Here is an 18154-nt window from a genome sequence, read left to right on the forward strand (position 1 = left end):
GGTCAAGACCGTCGGCGGCTGCGAGCTGTCGCTGAAGGCCGAGGGTGGCAAGGTCACCGTCACCGACGAGAACGGCAACGTCGCCAACGTGACGATCGCCGATGTCGAACAGTCCAACGGCGTCATCCACGTCATCGACAAGGTTCTGCTCCCGAAGATGTGATCGGCCCGAAACTGTAACAAAGGGCTTGCCGCGACGAACCTGCAGCAAGAGCCTTCAGTCGGTTGCATCGTCTCGCTCCCGTGACCTGCAAACGACACGCGTGCTCCGCGCCGCCCACGGTCAATCGTGGACCGGCGCGGAGTTTCGTTCGAGGGCAACCGTCACCGGCTTTTGATTTCTGCGTGGCGGTATAGTTTGGCTAGAGAACAACAGGAGGAACTGGTCATGAACCGTCGCGATCTTCTTTTGAGCGGTGCCGCCGCCCTCGGCGTCGTCGGTGCCGCGGCAACCATGCTGCGCATGGGCAGCCCGCAGCCCGCACAGGCCGCCGAAAAATTCGAGATCACCAAGACCGATGATGAGTGGAAAGCCATCCTGTCGCCGGCCGCCTTCGACGTGCTGCGCAAGGRGGRCACGGAATATCCCGGCACCAGCCCGCTGCTCAACGAACACCGCAAAGGCATTTTCGCCTGCGCCGGCTGCGACCTGCCGGTCTATCCCTCGGAGACGAAGTTCGATTCCGGCACCGGCTGGCCGAGCTTCTGGCAGGAGATCGCCAATGGCATCGGCAAGACCGAGGACAGGTCGCTTGGCATGACCCGCACCGAGGTGCATTGCCGCCGCTGCGGCGGCCATCTCGGTCATGTCTTCGACGACGGCCCGGCGCCGACCGGCCTGCGCCATTGCATCAACGGCSTGGCGCTGACCTTCAAGCCCGCCACGGCCTGAACCCAGCTATAAAGCAAAAAACTCCGGGCTTTGCGGCCCGGAGTTTTTTGCGCGGTCAGAGCTTTTCGGGCGTGGACTGGAGGAGCTTCCCGAAACCGCTGCCACGTCTGGTTTCTCTGTCAGTGCCCGCCGCCTCCGCCGCCACCCGGCGCGGCCGGCTTGTTGATCAGCATGGTGAACAGGCCAAGCGTCGCGAACAGCACCGTCAGCATGTAGAACACATCCATGAAGGACAGCAGCGCCGCCTGCTGCTGGACCATGCCCGACAGCTTGGAGATCGCCGCGCTGGTGGCATCGAGACCCGTGACCTGCTCGAAATTGAGCGTCATGTTCTGCAGCTTGGACTGTGCGGCAGCACTGCCCCACTGCACATGCTCGGCGAGCCTTGCATAGTGGAAGGCATTGCGGTCGATCAGCACGGTGTTGATGAGGGCAAGGCCGACGGCACCGCCGAGGTTGCGGGTGAGGTTGAACAGGCCGGACGCATTCTTCAGCCGATCGGGCGGCAAGGTGCCAAGCGCGATGTTGTTGATCGGCACCATGCACAACATCATCGAACAGCCGCGCAGGATCTGCGGGATCAGCAGCTCATAGAAATCCCAATCGGCGGTCAGATGCGTCATCCACCAGGTGCCCGTGGCGAAGCCGACGAAGCCGATCATCATCATCAGCCGCAAATCCATCTTGCTCGACAGGATGCCGGAGATCGGTGCGGTGATGAACATCGCCAGGCCGCTGACGAACAGCGCCTCGCCGATCATCATCGAATCGTAGCCGCGGATGCGGCCGAGGAAGACCGGATAGAGATAGGTCAGGCCGTAGAGGCCGATGCCGATGACGAAGGAAAACAGCGAGCCGAAGGCGAAGTTGATGTTGCTGAAGGCTCTCAGGTCGACGATCGGCTCCTCGGCGGTGAAGACACGCCAGAAGAAGATCACCGCGCCGATTGTCATGACGATGGCGCAGATGAACACCCCCTGGTCCTGCAGCCAATCATTGTTCGGGCCTTCCTCGAGCACATATTCCATGCAGCCGAGGAGCGCCGCCATGCCGGCGAGGCCCCACCAGTCGAACTTGTTGAACAGCTTGAGATTGGGTTTGTCGAAATCGATCAGCGACCAGGCGGCGGTCGCCACCAGGATGCCGGGCACGACGTTGACCAGGAACAGCCAGTGCCATGAAAAAGCGTGGCTGATATAGCCGCCAACGGTCGGGCCGATGGTCGGCGCCAGCGTCGCCACCAGGCCGATCATCGGCGAGACGATGGCGCGGCGCGAMGGYGGGAAGATGGTGAAGGCKGCGGCRAAGACGCTCGGGATCATGCCGCCGCCGATRAAGCCYTGSAYGGCGCGGTAGACGATCATCTGGTCKATGTTGGTGGCGGTKGCGGCRAGCGCGCTSGCCGCSGTGAAGCCWGCSGCSGMRATSGTGAACAGCACGCGCGTCGACAGCATSCGGCTGAGGAAGCCCGACAGCGGGATCATGAYCACCTCGGCGATCAGATAGGCSGTCTGCACCCACGGAATTTCATCGGAGCTGGCGCTCAAGCCCGCCTGGATCTCGGACAGCGAGGCCGAGACGATCTGGATGTCSAGGATSGCCATGAACATGCCGAACACCATCGCCAGGAAGGCGATGACGCGCCGCGTCGAGATGGTATCAGGAACCGCCGGCTGTGCCGGCGGCGCTCCTGCGGTGATTGTTGCGGTTGCCATTGCATGGGCCTCCTTGAGGCAGGCCGGGCGGCTCGGTGCTCAATCAGCCACCGAGCCGCCCTCCGAAAGGCGCTTAGTTGGTGGTCGTGGCAGGCGCTGTGCGGCTGTCGACGTTGACGATAACGCTCAAGCCGGCGCGCAGCTTGCCGGTCTTCAGGGCATCGGCCGGGACGTCGATGCGGACCGGGACGCGCTGCACCACCTTGGTGAAGTTGCCGGTGGCGTTTTCCGGCGGCAGCAGCGAGAAGACCGCTCCTGAAGCCGGCGCCAGCGACGAGACGGTTCCTTGGATGGGATGGCCGTCGATGGCGTCGACGGAGATGTTGACCTTTTCGCCGGGAACCAGCCTGGCGAGCTGCGTCTCCTTGAAGTTGGCGACGATGTAGAGCTTGTCCATCGGCACGACGACGGCGAGCTTCTGGCCGGGGCTGACGAGGTCGCCCTGCTCGACCGAGCGGTTGCCGACGACGCCGTCATAGGGCGCCTTGAGCACGGTGAAGGACAGGTCGCGCGCGGCCTTGTCGCGGTTGAGCTGCAAGGAGGCGAGTGTGCTTGCCGATTCGGCGCGCTGTGCCTCGAACACGCCGATATTGGCCTGTGCGGCGGCGATCTGGGCATCGGCACCGACCAGAGCGGCATTGGCCTGGTCGAGCGCGGTCTGGGCGTCGTCCAGCTGAGCCTGCGTGCCGACATGTGTCTTGACCAGTTGCGCGGCGCGCTGCTGACCACGAGCGGCATTGTCGGCAGCGGCCTGGTCGGCGACCTTCTGTGCCTGGGCCTGCTGCAGGGAAGCCTGCGCGGCCTTGGTCTGCGCGTCAATGCGATCGAGCGTCTTGCTCAATGTAGCGATCTGCGCCTCGGCCTGGGCGACAGCGATCTTGTAGTCGCCGTCGTCGATCGTCAGCAGCGGGTCGCCTGCCTTGACCACCTGGTTCTCGCTCACCTTGACCTGGTCGACATAGCCGGAAATCTTGGGCGAGACGAACGCCATGTCGGCCTGGACATAGGCATCGTCGGTCGAGATCATGAAGCGGCCCGTGGTCCAGTAGTCGTAGCCGTACCAGGCGCCGCCGCTCAGCAGGGCAAGGCCGATGATCGGCAGCAGGAAGGAACGCACCGAGCGCTTCTTCTTGGCCGGAGCTTCAGCCGCAGGCGGCGGTGCGACCGGCTGGACGGGAATTTCCGGAGCTTCGGTCGCCGGAGCAACCTTGGCGTTGGGGAAAGGGCGGACTTCGGCGGTGGTGGGCGCGTTCGAGGACATGACATCTCTCTAAAGTAATAATACTGAACCGTTCGGTTCGATCCGGCCGTTGACATAGCGTGAAAAGAGGACCATATCAAGAGGCAATCGAACCGGTTGGTTCGAATTATTTTCGAGGTGTCACCCTATGGCCGAAACCTTACCCAATGCCGACGCCCTGACCAGAGACCCCTGCGATTTGCTTGACAGCATCCGCCGCGGCCGCCCTGCCGCAGGGCAGGATCCGGCCAAGCGCAGCCAGATCATCGAAGGGGCCCGCCGTGTCTTCATCGAGAAAGGCTTCGAAGCCGCCTCCATGAATGACATCACGCGCGAGGCCGGTGTCTCCAAAGGCACGATCTATGTCTACTTCGCCAACAAGGAAGAGCTGTTCGAAGCGCTGATCGAGGAAGAGCGCGGCACCATCTTCAAGAACATGTATGACCTGCTGGACAACGCTGACGATCTGCGTGAGACGCTGGTGAAGTACGGCAAGGTGCTTGCCCTGAAGATCACGTCGGCCAAAGTCATCCAGGCGCAGCGCACAGTGATCGGTGTCACCGACAGGATGCCCGAGCTTGGCGCGCGGTTTTATGAGCGCGGCCCCAAACGCGGCCATGACAAGACGATGGAATTTTTCAACGCCGCCATCGAGCGCGGCCTTTTGCGGATCGATGACGTCGATCTGGCCGCCTATCAGTTTACCGACCTGTGCCTGGCCGGCCTCTTCCGGCAGTGCATATTCGCCTACCGTACCAAGGCCCCGAGCCAGGATGAGATAGACCACGTTGTCAGGTCGGGCGTCGGCATGTTCCTGACGGCCTACGGCACCAAAACGCTTGCCGAGGAAGAAAGCCACGCAATGATTGCCCTGGAGGCAAAGGCTTAGAGTCTTTCACCGTTTCACGGAAACGGCGAACCGCTCTGTCTCCTTGTTTTGACGCAATTCCCAAGGGAAGCGCTATGCGCTTTTCTCTGGAAAACCGTTTCACACTTTTCCTGGAATTGCTCTAGCCGCCATTGGCGGCCAGCACGATCGCGGCGTGCAATTCCTCCAGCCCCTCGCCCTTTTCCGATGACGTCGCCAGGACGAACGGAAACGCCGCCGGGCGCTTCTTGATCTTGGCCAGCGTCTCCTCGATCAGCCGCGGCACGCCAGCGGCCTTGATCTTGTCGGTCTTGGTCAGCACGATCTGGTAGGACACCGCCGCCTTGTCGAGCAGCGACAGCACCTCGTCGTCCTTGGCCTTGATGCCGTGGCGGGCGTCGATCAGCACATAGACCCGCTTCAGCGTCACGCGGCCCTTGAGATAGTCGAAGACCAGCTTGGTCCACTCGTCGACCTTCTCCTTGGGCGCGGTGGCGTAGCCGTAGCCCGGCATGTCGACCAGCGCCATCGGCGGCAGGTCGGCGCCYTCGCCCGAAAATCCATCCGGCACGAAATAGTTGAGYTCCTGCGTGCGCCCCGGCGTGTTKGARGTGCGSGCCAGYCCYTTCTGGTTGACCAGSGCGTTGATCAGSGACGACTTGCCGACATTSGAGCGGCCGGCAAAGGCGATYTCCGGCGGCCCTTCCGGCGGCAGGAAYTTCATSGCCGGCACGCCACGGATGAATATCCACCCGCGCGTAAACAGGTCGGTGGTGATCACGGTGCTGTTCAGAGCGTTCAAGCTGCTGCCTCCAGAAGAGAGATGTTTGCGCCCCTGATGGCGTCGAGGTTGCGGCCGATCTTGTCCACCGGCCAGTCCCACCAGGCCAAAGCCAGCAGCCGCCTGATCGTCCTGTCGTCGAAACGCATCTTCACCATCTTCGCCGCGTTGCCGGCGACAATCGCATAGGGCGGTACATCGTGCGTCACCACGGATTTGGCGGCGATGATGGCGCCATGGCCGATTTCCACGCCGGGCAGGATCACCGCCTCCATGCCAATCCAGACATCGCTGCCGACCACCGTGTCACCGCGTACCTCCTTCGACCATGTCGCCGGGTCAAAGCCCYTTTCCCAGCCATGACCGAAAATGTTGAACGGATAGGTCGAAAAGCCGGACATGGCGTGGTTGGCGCCGTTCATGATGAAGCGCGCGCCTTCGGCGATGGCGCAGAACTTGCCGATGATGAGCTTGTCGCCGATGAAGGGATAGTGGTGGAGCACGCATTTCTGCGCGAATTTGTCCGGCCCATCCGGGTGGTCATAGTAGGTGAAGTCGCCGATCTCGATGTTCGGCTCCGTCACCAGCGGCTTCAGGAAGCCGACGCGCGTATGCATCGGGATCGGGTGCTTGATGCCGGGGTTGGGTCCATCCATGTCGGTTCGTCCGGGAATTGGCAGACAGGCGCATCCGCAACCGCAGGCGCCTGGTCAAAATAACGTGATCCGCCCTATAGCACCAATCGGCTGATGAGCGAGTCTTCCGTGAGCGACAAGCTCATTTGTTGCCGCGGCAGATGACGATCGGATTGGACAGCGCACTGTCGAAACCGCTGCCCTGGTAGACGGTGACGTTCGAGGATCCGGGCGGCAGCAGGAAGCTGCCTTCGACGACTTTCTGATCGCCCGCCGTGGTGTGGAGATCCCAGCTAAACGTGCAGAATTGCGGCGGTGCCGCGGGTTTGACGTGGCTGCAGTTCAACTGCGCGCCACCCAGCATGGCGGCGCCACCGCAGCTGACCGCTTCGTTTGCAAACGCGATACCGGGGYACCCCAGGAGAGCCGCGACAGCTGCGATCTTGATCCAGTTCATCGTCACAATCCTTGCCGGCAAACTGCCACCGCCAAGCGCCTCTTCGGTGTCGTGGCCCATGCAATTTCTTCTTTTTGGCGGCTTAGCCCGTCTTGCGCGCGCCGTCCAGCAGGATTATGTGCATGATGATAATAAGCATGCTCACGAAAAGTTGTCCCTAGACCCTGATCACCTCGCATGTCCTCCTCGCCCAATATCAGCTTCGTGCTGCACGACGTCGCGCGCCTGCTTCGAAAGCGGTTTGAGCAGCGTTCGCGCACGTCGGGGCTGACCCGCGCCCAATGGCAGGTACTGGCCTATCTCAGCCTGCATGAAGGCATCCACCAGAACAAACTGGCCGACCTCATCGAGATCATGCCGATCACGCTTGCGCGGCTGCTGGACAAGATGGATGCACGCGGCTTTATCGAGCGCCGGCCCAACCCCGCCGATCGCAGGGCCTGGCTGCTTTACCTGACCCCGCAAGCTCACCCGCTGCTCGAGATCATGCGCGGCAACGGCCAGAAGACACGAGACGAGGCCTTCACCGGCCTTTCGTCCGAAACACAGCAGCATCTGCTGCAAACCCTAAGCTTGATCAAATCCAATCTGCTCGCGGCTTGCACCCAGCCAGCCGTCGACCGGGAGAAAGTACATGGCTGAATCAACATCCCCCAAGAAGCCTGCCGAAGACGACCCTTCAACGGGTCGCACCGGCGACCAGATCATCCGGCTCGACAGCGAACGCGAACAAAGGCGCGCCAATGTCGTCATCGACAATGACGAGCTGGAAGCGCCGGTCGCGCTGGAACCCGCGGCACTCGAGGCTCCGGCCAAGGAGCCGCAGCCACAGCAGGCGCCTGCCGCCTTTGCTCCTCCTGCGGCCGCCCCGGTCAAGCCGAAGCGCAGCCTGACGCGGCCGGTGCTTTTTGCCCTGCTTCCGGTCGCATTGGTGGTTGGCGGCTATTACTACGTGACCGGCGGCCAGGTGATGTCGACGGACAATGCCTACATCCAGGCGCAGTCGCTCGGCGTGTCAACCGACGTCTCCGGCACCGTGCAGGAAATAGACGTGCGCGAGAACCAGGCGGTGAAGAAGGGCGACGTGCTCTTCCGCCTTCGCCCAGCCTCCTTCGAAACCGCGCTTGCCGCCGCCCAGGCCCAGTTAGGGACCGTGCGCAACCAGGTGCTGACCCTGCAGGCGAGCTACCAGCAGTCGCTGGTGCAGATCGAGCAGGCGCAGGCCGACATTCCCTATTACGAGGCCGCCTTCCAGCGGCAGCAAGACCTGCTCAAGACCTCGACTGCCTCCAAGGCAACTTTCGACAGCGCCCAACACGACCTCGTCGCCGCGCGCCAGAAAGTATCCGTCGCCAAGGCGCAGGCGCAGGCCATGCTTGCCCAACTGGGCGGCGATGCCGACCAGCCGGTGGAGAAGAACCCGTTCTATCTGCAGGCCCAGTCGGGCGTCGACGATGCGCAGCGCAACCTCAGTGACTCGATCGTCAAGGCGCCGTTCGACGGCGTCGTCACCAATGTCGACGCGCTGCAGGTTGGCAAGTATCTGCCGGCTTCGCAGCCGGCCTTCAGCCTGGTGTCGTCGACCGATCTGTGGATCGAGGCGGAGCCGAAGGAAACCGAGCTGACCTATGTGCGGCCGGGACAGACGGCGACGATCAGCGTCGACACCTATCCGGGTGCCGTGTGGCACGGCACGGTCGCTTCGATCAGCCCGGCCTCGTCGTCGAGCTTCTCGCTGCTGCCGGCGCAGAACACCACCGGTAACTGGGTCAAGGTGGTGCAACGCATCCCGATGCGCGTGACGGTCGATGATCCTCAGAGCAAGCCGCCGCTGCGCGGCGGAATGAGCGTCGTGGTCGACGTCGAGACCGGCCATGCGCGCGGCCTGCCGGACTTCGTCACCAACCTCCTGAACCGGTTCGGACAGAAATCATGAGCAGCGCGGCGGCGACAGGTGCCACACCGGTGGTCGCCAATCGCGGCGCCATCACAGCCTGCGTGATCCTGGCGGTCATCATGCAGGCGCTGGACACGACCATCGCCAATGTGGCGCTGCCTTACATCCAGGGCAGCGTTTCGGCCAGCGCCGACCAGATCAACTGGGTGCTGACCTCCTACATCGTCGCGGCGGCGGTGATGACGCCGCCTTCGGGCTATCTCGCCAACCGTTTTGGCCGCAAGCGCATCCTGTTGACCTCAATCACCGGCTTCGTGGTCGCCTCGGTACTGTGCGGCTTTGCGCAGTCGCTGCCGCAGATCGTCGGCTTCCGCTTGCTGCAGGGCTTTTTCGGCGCGGCGCTGGTGCCGCTGTCGCAGAGCATCCTGCTCGATATCTACAGCGTGGAAGAGCGCGGCTCGGCGATGGCGCTGTTCGGCATTTCCGTCATGGTCGGACCGGTGCTCGGGCCGGTCATCGGCGGCTGGCTGACCGAAAACATCAGCTGGCGCTGGGTGTTCTACATCAACGTGCCGATCGGCGCGCTGGCCTTCGCCGGCGTCTCCCTGTTCGTCCTGGAAACCAAGCTGGACATCAAGGCAAGGCTGGACTGGCTGGGTTTCGGCATGCTCAGCATCACCATCGCGGCGCTGCAGATGTTTCTCGATCGCGGCGAACAGCTCAACTGGTTCTCGTCCTCCGAGATCATCGTCGAGGCACTGATCTGCGCGTCGGCCTTCTATATCTTCATCGTCCACACCTTCACCGCCAAAAACACCTTCGTGAATCCGCGGCTGTTCCTCGACAGGAATTTCGCGGTCGGCATGATCTTCATCTTCATCATCGGCATCACCTATCTCGCCTCGCTGGCGCTGATGACGCCCTATCTGCAGACGCTGATGGGCTATCCGGTGGTGACGGCCGGCATCGTCATGGGCCCGCGCGGCCTCGGCACGATGGCGTGCATGTTCCTGGTCGGCAGGCTGGTCGGCAAGGTGGACACGCGCTGGCTGCTGTTGACCGGCCTGCTGGTCACCGCCTGGGCGATGTACGACATGACCGGCTGGACGCCTGATGTCTCGCAATGGACGATCATCAGCACCGGCTTCATCCAGGGCGCGGGCTTAGGCTTCCTGTTCGTACCGCTGACCACCATCACCTTCGCCACGCTGGCACCGGAGCGGCGCGCCGAAGGCACCGGGCTTTACAATCTGTCGCGCAACATCGGCTCCGCCGTCGGCATATCGGTGGTCAGTGCGCTGCTGACGCAAAATGTACAGGTCAACCATGCCAACATCGCCACCTATGTGACGCCCTTCAACCAGGCGTTCGGCAACCCGGCGATCGCGCAAGCGATGAACCCCTACACTGCCGCCGGCCGCGCTGCACTGGACGGGGTGGTGACGCTGCAGGCAACGATCATCAGCTATATGAACGACTTCAAGCTGATGATGATCCTGTCGCTGGCCGCCATCCCGCTGGTTCTTCTGCTGCGCAAGCCAGGCACGCCGGCCAAGGTCGACCACAGCGCCGTGATGGAGTGAGGCCAAGGCCCGGCTGATTGCGCCGGGAACTGCCACCCCACGTATCCTCAAAAATAAACCGGGGCCCTGTGAGGGACTACAGGACCCCGGCCTCGCCGATACGGCTTCCCAAGAAACATGGCACCTCGTCATGAGGCGGGGATGGCAGGCCGAGAAAGCCCAACGAGCTGCCATTGCCCCCTTTCGCCGGAAGCCGTTACTTCGGCAACAGCACCTTGTTGACGACATGGATGACGCCGTTCGACTGGTTGACGTCGGCGATGGTCACCTTCGCCTCGCCGCCGGACTCGTCCATGATGTAGAGCTTGCCCTTCTTGACCTCGGCGGTGAGCGTGTCGCCCGAGACGGTCTTCATCTCGTATTTGCCGCCCATCGCCTTGGCCTTCTTCATCATCTCGGCGCCCGAGATCTTCCCAGCCACCACATGCGCGGTCAGCACCTTGGTGAGCTGACCCTTGTTCTCGGGCTTGAGCAGCGTATCGACGGTGCCGGCCGGCAGTGCCGCGAAGGCTTCATTGGTCGGGGCAAAAACGGTGAACGGGCCAGCACTTTGCAGTGTGTCGACCAGGCCGGCCGCCTTGACGGCTGCGACCAGCGTGGTGTGGTCCTTCGAGTTGACGGCGTTCTGGACGATGTTCTTGGTGGCGTACATCGGCGCGCCGCCGACATTCGGGTTCTTGGCGTAAGCGGGCGCGGCAATCGCCACGCCGGCGACGAGTGCGGAAAGGGCGATGGTCCTGAATGACGGCAAGCGCATGTGGTCTTCCTCCGGGTGAGGGCTGATCGGAATTGATAGCCTTTGGAAATGCACACGCAGTCACGCCGCGCGACGGCTGGCAGTTTCGCCGATCACGGGAACGTGAACGGCTATCCGCCCAAAGAAAAAGCCCGGACGAACCGGGCTTTTCGCGAAAAGAGCGTTTCTATTCCGCTTTTTTGCAGAACAAGGGCGGCTACTCCGCCGGCGACGGTTTCTTTCGAAACAGCGCGACCAGATTGTCCCACAGCTCGATCTTGGCGCCCTGGCGCTTCATGATGACGCCCTGCTGGAGGATCGACAGCGAGTTGTTCCAGGCCCAGTAGATGACGAGGCCGGCCGGGAAACCCGCCATCATGAAGGTGAAGATCACAGGCATCCAGGTGAAGATCGCGGCCTGGGTCGGATCTGGCGGCGTCGGGTTCATGCGCATCTGCAGGAACATGGTGACACCCATGATCAGCGGCCACACGCCGATCATCAGCATGTGCGGCAGCGTGACCGGAACCAGGCCGAACAGGTTGAAGATCGAGGTCGGATCGGGTGCCGCCAGATCCTGGATCCAGCCGAAGAACGGCGCGTGACGCATCTCGATGGTGATGTAGAGCACCTTGTAGAGGGAGAAGAAGACCGGGATCTGCAGCGCCACCGGCCAGCAGCCGGCGAGCGGATTGATCTTCTCGGTCTTGTACAGCTCCATCATCGCCTGCTGCTGCTTCATCTTGTCGTCCGCGTATTTCTCGCGGATCTCGAGCATCTTGGGCTGCACCTTCTTCATGTTCGCCATCGACGCGTAGGACTTGTTGGCGAGCGGGAAGAACAGGGCCTTGACGATGACGGTGGTGGCGAGGATGGCCAGGCCGAAATTGCCGAAGAATTTGTAGAGCGTGTCGATCAGCCAGAACATCGGCTTGGTGATGAAATAGAACCAGCCCCAGTCGATCACCAGATTGAACTGGCGAATGTTGCGGTCCTTCTCATATGCGTTGATCTTGGCGACTTCCTTGGCGCCGGCGAATATCTCGGTCTCGACGGTCGCGGACTGGCCGGCATCGACATTGATGGCATCGGTGAGGAAGTCGGACTGGTAGCGGTGCCGGCCATCCTCGAAAAAGGCATAGCGCGGCTGGAAAGGCTGCTTTTCGGTCGGCACCAGCGTGACGGCCCAGTATTTGTCGGTGATGCCGAGCCAGCCGTCGGTCGACTTGCCCGGCGTAACCTGCTTTTCAGATTCGATCTTGGCGTATTTGTATTCGGCCAGGCCCTCGGTGCCGGTCACACCGATCAGGCCTTCATGCAGCACATAGGTGCTGGCGACGGCCGGCTTGTCGTAGCGGGTGACACGGCCGTAATTGAACAGCGAAACCGCGCTCGAGCCGGAATTCTGCACCGTGTCCGACACCGTGAACATGTAGTTGGCGTCGACGGAGAAGGTGCGCTTGAAGGTCAGCCCCTTGTCGTTGGTGTAGGTGAGCGTCACCGGCGTCGACGGGGTCAGCGTCGGATTGCCGTCGACACTCCAAGCCGTTTCCGCGCCCGGCACCGCACCGGTCTTGTCGTTGCCGACGAAGCCGATCTCGGCGAAATAGCCGGTCGGCAGCGCCTGCGGGTTGAGCAGCTCGATCTCGGGCGAATTCTTGTCGACGGTCTCGGTGTAGTGCTTGAGCCTGAGGTCGTCGAGGCGCGCGCCGGTCAGGTTGATCGAGCCCTCGAGGCTCGGCGTGTCGATCTTGACGCGCTTCGAAGCGGCAAGCGCCTGGTCGCGGCTGGCCGCGGTGACGGTGTCGCCGCCGGGCGCGCTGGGAATGGTGCCCGGCGCCGGCGCCGGTGTTCCAGCACCCGGATTGGCGGCCTCGGCCGCCTTCTTCTGCTCTTCCACACGCTGCTGCTCGATCTTGGCGGCCTCGCGCTGCTGCTCGACGCGCGGGTTCATGTAGAAAACCTGCCACAAAGTCAGGATCAGCACCGACAGCGCGATGGTGATGAAGAAGTTCCGGTTGTTTTCCATCGAGAGCCCTTGGCCTATCGTGTTCCGCGAAGTCGGCGGGAGAGTTCGGCCTTCAACTGGCCGAACGGGGCGCGCAGTGCGTCATCGCGCCCGACGATGACATAATCATTGCCGGGCACCATGTCATCTGCGGCATGGACGCGGACGGCTTCTTTCAGCCGCCGCCTGACGCGGTTGCGCACAACAGCGTTGCCGACCTTCTTGGTGACGGTGTAGCCGACGCGCGGCACGCCGCCATCGCCGCGGTCCAGGACCTCGACGAGGAAAAACCGTCCGCGTCGCTTTTCACCACGRCGGACGGCCAGRAATTCCGCGCGTTTCAGAAGCCGCTTGGGATKTKGYCCCACTGRCTTGCCGGTTGCGGGCAACGATCTCGTCTCGCTTAGGCGCTGAGCCGCTTGCGGCCGCGGTTGCGGCGAGCTGCGACGACGCCACGACCACCCTTGGTGGCCATGCGGGCACGGAAGCCGTGCCGACGTTTGCGGACGAGTTTRGACGGTTGGTAGGTACGCTTCATTTGTTTTAATACCGCGGAGTTGCGGCCCTTCTTGATTCTGTCACTTTGTAACAGGAGCTTTGCCGGGCCGGTTTTGGCGCGATCGAAACCGCGCCGGGACGAATGGCCCGAGCGTGAGCGGGCTTATAGAAAGAAGGGTTTTGGAAGTCAATGCGGAGTCGTCGCGCCGTGGACGCCGGCTTTATGACAGTAATTTAATGTTCCGACCAAAGGATGAAATTGGCAAAAAAGCCGTAATCCCCTAATGTTGGCTGATCAAGTGATTGTGAAGATCGAGTCGCATGAGCGAAGCCAGCCAAGCGGGGGAAGGGATCGGCACGGCGCCTGCCGCCGTCCGCGGCGTGCCATTGTCGCGCGGTCTGTCGACAAAACTGCTGCTCCTGACCATCGTTTTCGTGCTTTTGGCCGAAGTGCTCATCTTCCTGCCCTGGATCGCCAGTTATCGGCTGAGCTGGCTCAAGGAGCGTCTGAGCACAGCCGCCGCCGTATCGATCGTGCTGGTGCAGGGCGAGTCGACCTCGCTGTCGCGCACGGCCCAGAATGACGTGCTGATGGCGATCGGCGCCAAGGCGATCGCGGTGCGCGACGGCGGCGTCTCGCGGCTTCTGGTGGTGGCCGACATGCCGCCGCAGGTCGACGAGCACATCGATCTGGCCAGTGTCGGCATGATCAAGGGCATGACCGGCGCGCTCGACACGCTGTTCTTCGGCGGCGACCGGATGCTGCGTGTTTTCGGGCCGGTCGGCGACAGCGACAAGGAGTTCGAGCTGATCATGCCGGACTATTCGCTGCGCAAGGCGATGCTCATCTATTCGCGCAACGTCGCCTTCGTCTCGCTGCTGATCTCGCTGTTCACGGCGATGCTGGTCTATGCCGCGATCGACCTGATCATGATCGGGCCGATCCGCGCGATGACGCGCTCGATGCTGTCCTTCTCCGAAGCCCCCGACGACCCCGGGCGTATCATCCATCCCGCCGCCCGCGCCGACGAGATCGGCGTTGCCGAACGCGAGCTGTCGCAGATGCAGGAGCGGCTGCAGAAGATGCTCTCCGAACAGAAGCACCTTGCCGACCTCGGCCTGGCGGTCTCGAAGATCAACCACGACATGCGCAACATCCTGGCTTCGGCACAGCTGATGTCGGATCGCCTGCGCCTGGTCAGGGATCCGACCGTGCAAGCCTTCGCACCGAAGCTTTTGCGCGCACTGGATCGCGCGGTGTCTTATTCCGAAGGCGTGCTTCACTATGGCCGCACGCAGGAGCCGCCGCCTTCGCGCCGCCGGGTGCGGCTGCGCCAGCTGCTCGAAGACGTGCACGGTCTGCTCGACATCGAGGAGGGCATCGAGTTCATCAACGCCGTCGAGGCGGGATTCGAGGTGGACGCCGATTCCGACCAATTGTTCCGGGTGCTGACCAATCTGTGCCGCAATTCGGTGCAGGCGATGGCTGCAGACACCGAGAGCGCCGTGGTGCGGCGGCTTGCGGTATCGGCTGTGCGCCTGGGCAGCGTCAGCCGCATCGCCGTCACCGATACCGGCCCCGGCCTGCCGCCGAAGGCGCGCGAAAACCTGTTCGCGGCGTTCCGTGGCTCGGCGCGCAGCGGCGGCACCGGCCTTGGCCTGGCGATCGCGCATGAGCTGATCCGGGCGCATGGCGGCACGGTGGAACTGGTCGAGTCGATTGGGGGGCGCACCACTTTCGCTGTCACCATCCCCGACCAGCCGGTGCGGCTCGACCAAGCCCGCGGCAGCCTGCGCCGCCCGGCGTGAGGTCCACAGCGCAGTTTTCCTGAGGGCTCTTGCCGTTCAGACCTGACGCTTTCCATGACCTTCCACTAGACTTTCCCCCTCTCAGCCTGAAATCAGGCCGGCTCGCCGGGAACTTCAAAGCCATGGGATCGGGGCTGTCACCGCTGGATGACACACTCACGACAAAACTTTTGCCGGATCGGCTTGCTTTTCCCAAATTCAGTCGCTAGGGAACTGCACACATTCGCGGCCGACCCCTCAAGGATCGGATCGCGGGGCCGTTGAAAACATGGCCTGATGCGCGCCCGTAGCTCAGCTGGATAGAGCACCAGACTACGAATCTGGGGGTCAGGAGTTCGAATCTCTTCGGGCGCGCCATTCCATCCGATTGATTTCCCAGCGCTCTTAATAGTCGCCATTGACTTCGATCCAGTAGCCATCGGGATCCTTTAGATAGACGGATCGCTGCCCGTCCGCCCTCACGTGCTCCTTGCCGATCTCGCCGGCAAGGTTGCCGAACGGAATACCTTTGCTTCTTAAATGCTGCAAAGCCTGCGCGAAATCGGTGGTGGAGATGCAAAAATGCGTCGACATCGTCACGAAGGTCTTGCCGAAATCACCTTCGATCAGGTGAAGCGACTGTCCCTCGCCAAGGCCGAACCAGCGGATGTTTGGCTTTCCTGCGGCACAAGCAATCTCGGGCAGTTGGAGTGCATCCTGATAGAACTTCGCGCTGGCTGCCAGATCGCGGACGCGGAGGGAAACATGATTGAGGCGCAGTGCCACCACGACGGTCTCCTAAAGCCACCGAAAGTGGGGATCGTGCGTTGGCCGAGCCTTTGCCGTCAATAGGGCCATGGAGCGTCGATACGCCAGGTAATCGTCGTCGGCTTCGACATGCCGCTCGGCGCGGACACGTTAGGCCAGAAGCTGGTACTGCTTGGCACGATGATTAGCTTATTCCCGTTGCCGGGGATCGCGCCCCTGGGCTCGTACGGCGACAAACCTCTCGTATATAGTTTCTGCCGATACAGCCGATACTGTCCGTTCGCATCCAGCGGGCGGAACCTTTGGAGTAGATCCGACCATGCCCCATCCCAGCAGCAGACGTGCGCTGATCACCGGCGCCGGAGCCGCCGACGGCATCGGCTTCTCCATTGCCCGCCAGCTCGGACAAAATGGCCATGCCGTGTTCCTCACCGGCGCCAGCGCACGCGTGCTTGACCGCGCCGCCGAGCTTCGTGCCGAAGGCATCGATGCCACGGCCGTGGTCGCCGATCTCACCAGGGCTGCCGATGTCGCGCGGCTGCGGGCTGAGGTCGGCGCGGTCGACATATTGGTCAACAATGCCGGCATGGGCTCGCTGGCGTCACCCTCGGTCGACAAGGCATTTGTTGCGATGACCGAGGCCGATTGGGATCAAGGCATCGAGGTCAGCCTGAAGACGGCGTTTCTGGTCACCCATGCGTTTTTGCCGGCGATGGTCGAAGCGGTCTATGGGCGCATCGTCAATGTGGCGTCGGTCACCGGGCCGCTGGTGTCCTTCGTGGGTACATCAGCCTATTCCGCCGCCAAGGCCGGCATGGTCGGCCTGATGCGCACGCTGGCGCTGGAAGTGGCCAGGCACGGCATAACCGTCAACGCCGTGGCGCCCGGCTGGATCGCGACCGGCTCGTCGAGCGAGATGGAGCTGGAAGCGGCCCTGCATACGCCGCCGGCGCGGGCGGGGCGACCGGATGAAGTGGCAGCGGCAGTGGTGTTCCTGGCGTCCGAAGGGGCCAGCTATGTCAACGGCGCTCTTCTGGTGGTCGACGGCGGCAACAGCCTCCAGGAGCACAAGGGCTGAAGGACCGCCGGGCGGGCAAGGGATCAGCCTTTGCCTGCGGCTGATCTATTGTGCCGGTTCAATGCGAGCTACGAATGCCTCATGGGCCTCTTCACGCAATCCAGCTTTAACGCAACCGGCATTCGCTCGCTCTGTTGGCGCGGCGATGAACTCGTCGATTGGGTCGGTGGCGGCCGTGCATTCGCAACCGATGGTAGGGAGCGGCCCGCGACCGTAGCGTATGGCTACCGTTTCGACGCCGCGACGGCATCGCCGGATGGCCGCTTTGCCGTGATCTACGAACGACTGGGAACGAAAGGGCTTCTGCTCCGTGATGGACGGATTCTTCGTGAGCTTGGCCGCAGCTTCTACCAGGCCGACGCATACGAGTATCCTGTCGCCCTGTTCAATGCTCCAGACGGTCGCGTCCTGCTCGCGCATTGCCCCGGAGACTATTGCCGCATCGACTTTGAGGACGCCGAAACCGGTCGATTGCTCACCGAATCGGCGGACCGCAAGCCGTCGGATTTTTTCCATTCGCGGCTGGCAGCGAGCCCTCATGGGAAGCGGCTGCTCAGTGCCGGTTGGGTGTGGCATCCGCTAAGTCTCGTGGTGTCCTTCGATATTGCGCAGGCCCTTGCAGATCCACGTCACCTCGATAAGGGCCAGGATCTTCCCTTATCGCCGAATTCTGGGTTGGTTGAAGAGAATTCAGTTTGCTGGCTCGACGATGACCGCTTCGCGGTGGCCGCTTCGGCCGAATACGAACAGGATAGTGTTGAGGATGACGGCGAGTTGCGCCTTCGACCGCTTGGGCTGGCTGTCTACGACATGATCCAACGAACCTGCCTTCAGGCATTCCAACTGGACGAGCCCGCTGGGACAATCCTGGCGCTCGGCAAAGGCTTCATTCTTTCGCTCTATCGGCATCCAAAGCTGATCGATCTTTCGACCGGCAAAGTCGTCCATGCCTGGACCGAGTTGCGCTCAGGCCTTCAGGATAGCAGCATCATCTGGGGCCTTGACGATGATGCGAAGCCGCCGCCCATGGCCTTCGATCCCGCAACCAACCGGTTCGCAATCGTCAACGGCGATACTGTCACCCTGATCGAGTTCGGTCCTTCCGTGACCGGATAATTATCCATCGAGGCCGACTGCTCTCTGGGCTGCAGCCCGGATCATTTCGATGCCGGTCGGCTGCGCTCTTCGGTTGCGGCGACCACATTCCTGG

19 protein-coding genes and 1 tRNA gene are annotated in these 18154 nt (G+C 62.5%); 10 read left to right on the plus strand and 10 right to left on the minus strand.

Annotated features, from left to right (window positions below; genetic code table 11):
• Both AC1DX0_RS07640 and msrB read left to right on the plus strand, forming a co-directional pair.
• Positions 1-163: fasciclin domain-containing protein (locus AC1DX0_RS07640; protein ID WP_477354938.1), on the plus strand; the 163-nt coding region annotated here is incomplete at its 5' end.
• Positions 164-388: 225 nt separating this feature from the next.
• A complete protein-coding gene (gene msrB / locus AC1DX0_RS07645) occupies positions 389-892 on the plus strand; it encodes a peptide-methionine (R)-S-oxide reductase MsrB (RefSeq protein WP_477354908.1) in 504 nt (167 codons plus the stop codon).
• 119 nt (positions 893-1011) lie between these two features.
• Here the strand turns inward: msrB and AC1DX0_RS07650 are convergent, their stop codons facing one another.
• Complete coding sequence (locus AC1DX0_RS07650; protein ID WP_477354911.1) at positions 1012-2607, minus strand: DHA2 family efflux MFS transporter permease subunit; 1596 nt, start codon at positions 2605-2607, stop codon at positions 1012-1014.
• Positions 2608-2680: 73 nt separating this feature from the next.
• Entirely contained in the window at positions 2681-3868 is a 1188-nt protein-coding gene (locus tag AC1DX0_RS07655; RefSeq protein WP_477218850.1) for an HlyD family secretion protein, read from the minus strand.
• Between the two features lie 127 nt (positions 3869-3995).
• Here AC1DX0_RS07655 and AC1DX0_RS07660 point away from each other — a divergent pair, with 127 nt between their 5' ends.
• Positions 3996-4736: a TetR/AcrR family transcriptional regulator gene (locus tag AC1DX0_RS07660; RefSeq protein ID WP_477218851.1), complete on the plus strand. Its 741-nt coding sequence runs from the start codon at positions 3996-3998 to the stop codon at positions 4734-4736.
• Between the two features lie 121 nt (positions 4737-4857).
• Here AC1DX0_RS07660 and yihA read toward each other — a convergent pair whose 3' ends face one another.
• The 3 genes from yihA to AC1DX0_RS07675 all read right to left on the minus strand — a co-directional run bounded on the left by yihA (position 4858) and on the right by AC1DX0_RS07675 (position 6588).
• Positions 4858-5517, minus strand: coding sequence for a ribosome biogenesis GTP-binding protein YihA/YsxC (gene yihA / locus AC1DX0_RS07665; RefSeq protein WP_032937353.1), 660 nt, complete (start codon positions 5515-5517; stop codon positions 4858-4860).
• Positions 5514-6152 carry a CatB-related O-acetyltransferase gene (locus AC1DX0_RS07670; protein WP_477354914.1) on the minus strand — a complete coding sequence of 213 codons (639 nt, stop codon included), beginning with the start codon at positions 6150-6152 and terminating at the stop codon, positions 5514-5516. The genes yihA and AC1DX0_RS07670 overlap by 4 nt, the downstream gene beginning before the upstream one ends.
• A 121-nt stretch (positions 6153-6273) precedes the next feature.
• Positions 6274-6588, minus strand: coding sequence for a hypothetical protein (locus AC1DX0_RS07675; RefSeq protein ID WP_477354917.1), 315 nt, complete (start codon positions 6586-6588; stop codon positions 6274-6276).
• Positions 6589-6765: 177 nt separating this feature from the next.
• Here AC1DX0_RS07675 and AC1DX0_RS07680 point away from each other — a divergent pair, with 177 nt between their 5' ends.
• Genes AC1DX0_RS07680 through AC1DX0_RS07690 form a run of 3 tightly spaced genes read left to right on the plus strand, consistent with a single transcriptional unit; the run spans position 6766 to position 10068 of the window.
• Positions 6766-7230 carry a MarR family winged helix-turn-helix transcriptional regulator gene (locus AC1DX0_RS07680; protein WP_477218853.1) on the plus strand — a complete coding sequence of 155 codons (465 nt, stop codon included), beginning with the start codon at positions 6766-6768 and terminating at the stop codon, positions 7228-7230.
• Positions 7223-8524, plus strand: coding sequence for an HlyD family secretion protein (locus AC1DX0_RS07685; RefSeq protein ID WP_477218854.1), 1302 nt, complete (start codon positions 7223-7225; stop codon positions 8522-8524). Before AC1DX0_RS07680 ends, AC1DX0_RS07685 begins: the two co-directional genes overlap by 8 nt.
• On the plus strand, positions 8521-10068 hold the full coding sequence (locus tag AC1DX0_RS07690; RefSeq protein WP_477218855.1) for a DHA2 family efflux MFS transporter permease subunit: 1548 nt from the start codon (positions 8521-8523) through the stop codon (positions 10066-10068). Before AC1DX0_RS07685 ends, AC1DX0_RS07690 begins: the two co-directional genes overlap by 4 nt.
• A 196-nt stretch (positions 10069-10264) precedes the next feature.
• Here the strand turns inward: AC1DX0_RS07690 and AC1DX0_RS07695 are convergent, their stop codons facing one another.
• The 4 genes from AC1DX0_RS07695 to rpmH all read right to left on the minus strand — a co-directional run bounded on the left by AC1DX0_RS07695 (position 10265) and on the right by rpmH (position 13350).
• Positions 10265-10825 (minus strand): fasciclin domain-containing protein, encoded by a 561-nt coding sequence (locus AC1DX0_RS07695; protein ID WP_477218856.1) that lies wholly within the window; start codon positions 10823-10825, stop codon positions 10265-10267.
• 196 nt (positions 10826-11021) lie between these two features.
• Positions 11022-12833 carry a membrane protein insertase YidC gene (gene yidC / locus AC1DX0_RS07700; RefSeq protein ID WP_477218857.1) on the minus strand — a complete coding sequence of 604 codons (1812 nt, stop codon included), beginning with the start codon at positions 12831-12833 and terminating at the stop codon, positions 11022-11024.
• 14 nt (positions 12834-12847) lie between these two features.
• Positions 12848-13201: a ribonuclease P protein component gene (rnpA, locus tag AC1DX0_RS07705; RefSeq protein ID WP_477354920.1), complete on the minus strand. Its 354-nt coding sequence runs from the start codon at positions 13199-13201 to the stop codon at positions 12848-12850.
• Positions 13202-13215: 14 nt separating this feature from the next.
• Positions 13216-13350 (minus strand): 50S ribosomal protein L34, encoded by a 135-nt coding sequence (rpmH, locus tag AC1DX0_RS07710; protein WP_008833937.1) that lies wholly within the window; start codon positions 13348-13350, stop codon positions 13216-13218.
• Between the two features lie 281 nt (positions 13351-13631).
• Between rpmH and AC1DX0_RS07715 the strand changes: the two genes are divergently transcribed.
• Complete coding sequence (locus tag AC1DX0_RS07715) at positions 13632-15119, plus strand: ATP-binding protein (protein ID WP_477218859.1); 1488 nt, start codon at positions 13632-13634, stop codon at positions 15117-15119.
• Positions 15120-15399: 280 nt separating this feature from the next.
• Positions 15400-15476 (plus strand) — tRNA-Arg (locus tag AC1DX0_RS07720).
• Positions 15477-15503: 27 nt separating this feature from the next.
• On the opposite strand, the gene AC1DX0_RS07725 is transcribed toward AC1DX0_RS07720, so the two are convergent.
• Positions 15504-15884, minus strand: a complete 381-nt coding sequence (locus AC1DX0_RS07725) for a VOC family protein (protein ID WP_477218860.1) — start codon at positions 15882-15884, stop codon at positions 15504-15506.
• Positions 15885-16185: 301 nt separating this feature from the next.
• Here AC1DX0_RS07725 and AC1DX0_RS07730 point away from each other — a divergent pair, with 301 nt between their 5' ends.
• Positions 16186-16944 carry an SDR family NAD(P)-dependent oxidoreductase gene (locus tag AC1DX0_RS07730; protein ID WP_477218861.1) on the plus strand — a complete coding sequence of 253 codons (759 nt, stop codon included), beginning with the start codon at positions 16186-16188 and terminating at the stop codon, positions 16942-16944.
• Between the two features lie 81 nt (positions 16945-17025).
• Complete coding sequence (locus AC1DX0_RS07735; protein WP_477218862.1) at positions 17026-18060, plus strand: hypothetical protein; 1035 nt, start codon at positions 17026-17028, stop codon at positions 18058-18060.
• The last annotated feature ends 94 nt before the right edge of the window (positions 18061-18154 follow it).

The sequence above is a fragment of the Mesorhizobium sp. P3_A9 genome, assembly GCF_056402975.1.

Excerpts from the sequence above, each read along its gene's own strand:
- AC1DX0_RS07690 (WP_477218855.1), top strand. The coding sequence starts at position 8,521 with ATGAGCAGCGCGGCGGCGACAGGTGCCACACCGGTGGTCGCCAATCGC.
- AC1DX0_RS07735 (WP_477218862.1), top strand. The coding sequence starts at position 17,026 with ATGGGCCTCTTCACGCAATCCAGCTTTAACGCAACCGGCATTCGCTCG.
- AC1DX0_RS07695 (WP_477218856.1), bottom strand. The coding sequence starts at position 10,825 with ATGCGCTTGCCGTCATTCAGGACCATCGCCCTTTCCGCACTCGTCGCC.
- AC1DX0_RS07680 (WP_477218853.1), top strand. The coding sequence starts at position 6,766 with ATGTCCTCCTCGCCCAATATCAGCTTCGTGCTGCACGACGTCGCGCGC.
- AC1DX0_RS07685 (WP_477218854.1), top strand. The coding sequence starts at position 7,223 with ATGGCTGAATCAACATCCCCCAAGAAGCCTGCCGAAGACGACCCTTCA.
- AC1DX0_RS07655 (WP_477218850.1), bottom strand. The coding sequence starts at position 3,868 with ATGTCCTCGAACGCGCCCACCACCGCCGAAGTCCGCCCTTTCCCCAAC.
- AC1DX0_RS07660 (WP_477218851.1), top strand. The coding sequence starts at position 3,996 with ATGGCCGAAACCTTACCCAATGCCGACGCCCTGACCAGAGACCCCTGC.
- AC1DX0_RS07715 (WP_477218859.1), top strand. The coding sequence starts at position 13,632 with ATGAGCGAAGCCAGCCAAGCGGGGGAAGGGATCGGCACGGCGCCTGCC.
- AC1DX0_RS07730 (WP_477218861.1), top strand. The coding sequence starts at position 16,186 with ATGCCCCATCCCAGCAGCAGACGTGCGCTGATCACCGGCGCCGGAGCC.
- yidC (WP_477218857.1), bottom strand. The coding sequence starts at position 12,833 with ATGGAAAACAACCGGAACTTCTTCATCACCATCGCGCTGTCGGTGCTG.